5 protein-coding genes are annotated in these 5039 nt (G+C 62.8%); all 5 read right to left on the reverse strand.

Annotated elements, in window-relative coordinates; all coding sequences use genetic code 11:
- Window positions 1-276: 276 nt before the first annotated feature.
- The gene (locus ACESL8_RS12800; RefSeq protein WP_372919453.1) at window positions 277-1737 is read right to left on the reverse strand and encodes an amidase family protein; all 1461 of its coding nucleotides are present in this window, start codon (window positions 1735-1737) and stop codon (window positions 277-279) included.
- Between the two features lie 26 nt (window positions 1738-1763).
- Window positions 1764-2549, reverse strand: a complete 786-nt coding sequence (locus ACESL8_RS12805) for a succinate dehydrogenase iron-sulfur subunit (protein ID WP_372919455.1) — start codon at window positions 2547-2549, stop codon at window positions 1764-1766.
- A 15-nt stretch (window positions 2550-2564) separates the two neighbouring features.
- Complete coding sequence (gene sdhA / locus ACESL8_RS12810; protein ID WP_372919457.1) at window positions 2565-4364, reverse strand: succinate dehydrogenase flavoprotein subunit; 1800 nt, start codon at window positions 4362-4364, stop codon at window positions 2565-2567.
- A 20-nt stretch (window positions 4365-4384) separates the two neighbouring features.
- Window positions 4385-4768 (reverse strand): succinate dehydrogenase, hydrophobic membrane anchor protein, encoded by a 384-nt coding sequence (sdhD, locus tag ACESL8_RS12815; RefSeq protein ID WP_372919459.1) that lies wholly within the window; start codon window positions 4766-4768, stop codon window positions 4385-4387.
- 2 nt (window positions 4769-4770) lie between these two features.
- The coding region (locus ACESL8_RS12820; RefSeq protein ID WP_372919461.1) for a succinate dehydrogenase, cytochrome b556 subunit at window positions 4771-5039 on the reverse strand (269 nt) is incomplete at its 5' end.

Genomic DNA, 5039 nt, shown 5'->3' on the forward strand with positions numbered 1-5039 from the left:
CGATGGCAACCAGAAAGCCGGTGTACAGGGTGAGCAGCAGGGCCAGCACCGCGAACACGATGGTGGCGAGTTTCCACCAGCCACGGTGATGCAAGCTGTTGTATTGAGGCAGAATACGCGCAGACTTGCGGTCCATCGCGGCGCGCGTGGAAAACGTGATCGCGTTCATCCGCTCACCCGCTCAGGCTGTCCGCCGAGGCTTGCCATCTGCTGCACTGTTCCACCCATTATGCCACTACTACGGCCGGCAGGCGCCGGCGTTGCATAAGCAACGTATCAAAGCCCGGAGTGAGCGGCAAGCGAAGCTGATGTGACAGCAACCGGCACCGGCATTAGCGGCAGCACCGCAGCTACCGCCATGCCGATCGCCAGCAACGCGCGGTCGCTGCCGACTGGCCCGTCAAGTTCGATGCTCATCGGCAAACCGCTGGAGCGGCCAAGTCCGCAGGGCATCACCAACCCGGGCAGGCCGGCCGTACTGCCGGGCATGATGTTGCGTCCGATAGCCACGGCAAACGGCACGTTTCCGCCGTTGATGCGCACCGTGCGGTCTTCACCGATCAGCGGGGCTGTCACCATTGTGGTCGCAAACAGCAGAGCCGCGATGTCGTGATCGGCGTAGCAATCGGCAAACAACCGCTGCAGCGCACCGCGATGCTCGCCGCGGGCTGCGAGATATCCCGCTTCGGCACCTGCTGCACCAATGGGCGTGCACATGTTGAGCGCGGCCATCACGTCTGGGCTGGCCACCTGCGCCTGCACCGACTCAAGGCTCACCGGCGCGTCATGGGCGTGCAGATAGGCCGCCAGTGACGGCAGAAAATCATTAAAGATGATCGGAACGCTAGCTGCATCCACCAGCGCTTGCAGGCCGGGCAACTGAACATCCACCAACACCGCGCCGGCGGCTTCCAGACGCGCGATGATGTCGGCCAGAGCATCAGCCACCTCGTCATCCAGCCCCGAACAAAAGAATTCGCGATCGATGCCGATGCGCAGGCCGGTCAGTGCGGTGGGCGAGATGGGTCGTTCATCACCGGTCATCACGGCATCGAACAGCGCGATATCGGCCATGCAGCGCGCATGCGAGCCGACCTGATCGAAAACCGACGTCATCGGCACCACACCGTCGTTGGGATAGCGGCCGGTGGTGGGCCGAAACCCGAACAGCCCGCACAGCGCAGCCGGCACCCGGATCGATCCAGCGGTATCCTCGGCAACGCCCAGCGGCGCCATGCCCGCTGCCACTGCTGCCGCTGTGCCGCCTGAACTGCCGCCGGGAATCCGCTGCGGGTCGTGCGGGTTGCGCACGGCGCCAAACGCGGCGTTGCTGCTGGTCCAGCCAAACGACAATTCGTGCAGATTGGTCTTGCCCAGCACGATGGCGCCGGCCCGGCGCAGCAGCGCTACTGCCGCTGCATCGGTTTTTGGCTGAAAACCGCGCAGCGCGTTGGTGCCGCCGGTGGTGGGATAATCCGCGGTGTTGATGCTGTCCTTAACCGGCACCGGCAGGCCGTGCAGCAGGCCCAGCGGGCTACCCGCCGCCCGGTGTGCGTCGGCGGCACGGGCCTGGGCCAGCACCCTCGCGGCGTCGATACTGATGAAGGCATTCAGATGCGCGCCGTTCGCGCAACGTTCCAGCAACGCCGCCGCATAGGCCTCGGCGGTCACTTCGCCTGCCGCCATCAAGACCACGGCCTCACTCGCGGAAAGCTGGCACAGCACGGGATTGTCCATGGCAGTTCCTTACGCAGCCGGACGGTTTATCCGGCCCGTTCCAGCATCATCAGCTTGATCTCTGCGATGGCCTTGGCGGGGTTGAGGCCCTTGGGGCAGACGTTGGAGCAGTTCATGATGGTGTGGCAGCGATAGACGCGGAACGGATCTTCCAGCGCATCAAGCCGCTCGCCAGTCATCTCATCGCGGCTGTCGGCCAGCCAGCGATAGGCCTGCAACAGGATGGCGGGGCCGAGGAACTTGTCGCTGTTCCACCAATAGGATGGGCATGCAGTTGAGCAGCACGCGCACAGTATGCACTCATACAGTCCGTCCAGCTGCTCGCGCTCAACGGGCGACTGGATGCGCTCCTCCCCCGATGGCGCCGGGGTAACAGTCTGCAACCATGGTTTGATCGAGGCATATTGGGCATAGAAGTGCTTGAAATCAGGGACGAGGTCCTTGATCACCTCCATGTGCGGCAACGGTGTGATCACCACCTCGCCCTTCACGTCGGCGATCGGCATGGTGCAGGCCAGCGTGTTGGTGCCGTCGATGTTCATCGAACACGACCCGCAAATCCCTTCCCGGCACGACCGCCGGAAGGTGAGTGTGGAATCGACCTCGTTCTTGATCTTGATCAGCGCATCCAGAACCATCGGCCCGGTCGCATCAAGATCGAGCGTGTAGGTGTCATAACGCGGGTTCTGACCATCATCCGGATTCCAGCGATAGACCTTGAATGCCTTGGTCCGCGCCGCCCCGGCGGGGGCGGGATAGGTCACGCCAGTCTTCTTGATGACACTGTTCGAAGGGAGTGAAAATTCAGCCATTTTGCAAGCCTTTGATCAATACGTCCGCGCTTTGGGCTTGATGTACTCGATCTCGTCCGAGAGCGTGTAGGTGTGCACCGGGCGGGCGGCGAGGTCTACCGAGCCATCACGGAACCAGCCCAGCGAGTGCACCATCCACTTGTCATCATCCCGCGCCGGATAATCTTCGTGCATGTGGGCGCCGCGGCTTTCATGGCGGGCTTGGCCCATGTGCACGGTCAGCACGGCCTGGCCGATCATGTTATCCAGCTCCAGCGTCTCGATCAGATCGGTGTTGAACACCAGGCTGCGATCGGCAGTGCCGATATCGGCCATGCGCTGATAGACAGCGTCGATCTTGCGCACGCCTTCATCAAGGATCTCGCTGGTGCGAAACACGCCGGCGTTGGCCTGCATGGTTTTCTGCATCGCCAGCCGCACTTCGGCGGTGGTGGAGCCACCCTTGGCAAAACGGAAGCTATCAAGGCGTCCCAAGGCGAAATCGGCATTGTCCTTGGGTAACGCGGCGTGGCCGACGTTGGCCTTCTGGACGGCAGCTACCCGGTGCGCCGTGGCGCGGCCGAATACCACCAGATCGATCAGGCTGTTGGAGCCAAGCCGGTTGGCACCGTGCACCGAGACGCAGGCGGCTTCACCCACAGCAAACAGGCCGGGCACCACGCTGTCAGGGTTGCCATCCTTCAGAGTGACAACTTCGCCGTGATAATTGGTCGGAATGCCGCCCATGTTGTAATGCACGGTCGGCACCACCGGGATCGGACCTTTGGTCACGTCTACGCCGGCGAACACCTTGGCGGTTTCGGAAATGCCGGGCAAGCGCTGGGCCAGCACGGCGGAATCGATGTGGTTGAGATGCAGGTGGATATGGTCGCCTTCCGCACCCACACCGCGGCCTTCGCGGATTTCCATCGCCATCGAACGTGAAACCACATCGCGGCTGGCGAGATCCTTGGCGGACGGTGCATAACGCTCCATGAAGCGTTCGCCCTTGCTGTTGGTGAGGTAACCACCCTCCCCGCGCGCACCTTCGGTGATCAGCACGCCGGCGCCGTAAATGCCGGTGGGGTGAAACTGCACGAATTCCATATCCTGCATGGCCACGCCGGCACGGATCGCCATGCCGCCGCCATCACCCGTCGAGGTGTGGGCCGAGGTGGCGGAGAAATAGCAGCGGCCATAACCGCCCGTGGCGAGAACCGTCTGGTGGCTGCGGAAACGGTGGATGCTGCCGTCTTCCATGTTGATGGCGATGACGCCCTTGCATTCCTTGCCATTGGCACCGTCCACCATGATCAGATCGATGGCGAAGTATTCGATGAAAAATTCGGTGCTGTGCTTCAGGCTCTGTTGGTAAAGCGCATGCAGCATGGCGTGGCCGGTGCGATCGGCGGCGGCGCAGGTGCGTTGCGCCGGCGGGCCCTTGCCCATGTCCTGCATCATGCCGCCGAACGGGCGCTGATAGATGCGGCCGGCTTCGGTGCGGCTGAACGGAACGCCGAAATGTTCGAGTTCGTAAACGGCGGCCGGGGCTTCCTTGCACAGATACTCGATTGCGTCCTGATCGCCGAGCCAGTCGCTGCCTTTTACCGTGTCGTACATGTGCCAGGTCCAGTGATCCGGGCCCATGTTGCCCAGTGCGGCCGCGATACCGCCCTGCGCAGCGACCGTATGGCTGCGCGTGGGGAACACCTTGGTGATGCACGCGGTTTTCAGGCCGGCTTCGGCAATGCCCATCGCTGCGCGCAGGCCAGAGCCACCTGCCCCCACAACAACGGCATCGTACACGTGATCGATGATCTGATAGGCTTCAGGCACGGATATTTCCCATCAAGGCTTCAGGCAGCACCCAGCGCGACCTTGAGCACTGAGAACAGTGTCAGAGCGGCCAGAGCAAAGGTGTAAAAGTTCAAGGCCAGCAAAGCGATGACGCGCTTTGACCCATGCAGATAATCTTCCAGCATCACTTGCACGCCCAGACGGAAGTGCCAGAAAACCGAGACCACCAGCAGGCACAGCGGCACCGCCACCAGCGGCTGGCGCACCCATGCGACCGTGCTGGCATAATCCAAGCTGGGCAGGCGGGCGAGGCTGAAGACGAACCACAGCACGAGGAACAGGCTGGCCACCGCAGTGACGCGCTGCAACCACCAATGATGCACCACGGCACCGCCGCCAGCGCCAAGCCCGCGAACGCGGCCCAATTGGGTTCCGTTGCCCATCATCAATACCCCACTCGATACCCAGTGCCGAGCAAAATCCACGCCCAGAAGGCCAGGGTGGCAGCGACGGAAAACACCATTGTTGCCAACGCCATCCGGCGCGAGGTGACGAGGTCATAGCCTTCGCCGCTGTCCATGATGAAGTGGCGCATGCCGCTGCCCATGTGCTGGAACATCGACCAGGTCAGCCCGAAGCCCACAATGACGCCCAGCGGCGAGAAGACGATATCCTGGAAGAGCCTGTAATAAGCCGGCCCGCTGGCCAGCGCCG

It is taken from the genome of Sandarakinorhabdus sp., from assembly GCF_041689835.1.
In the GTDB taxonomy this organism is placed as follows: domain Bacteria; phylum Pseudomonadota; class Alphaproteobacteria; order Sphingomonadales; family Sphingomonadaceae; genus Sandarakinorhabdus.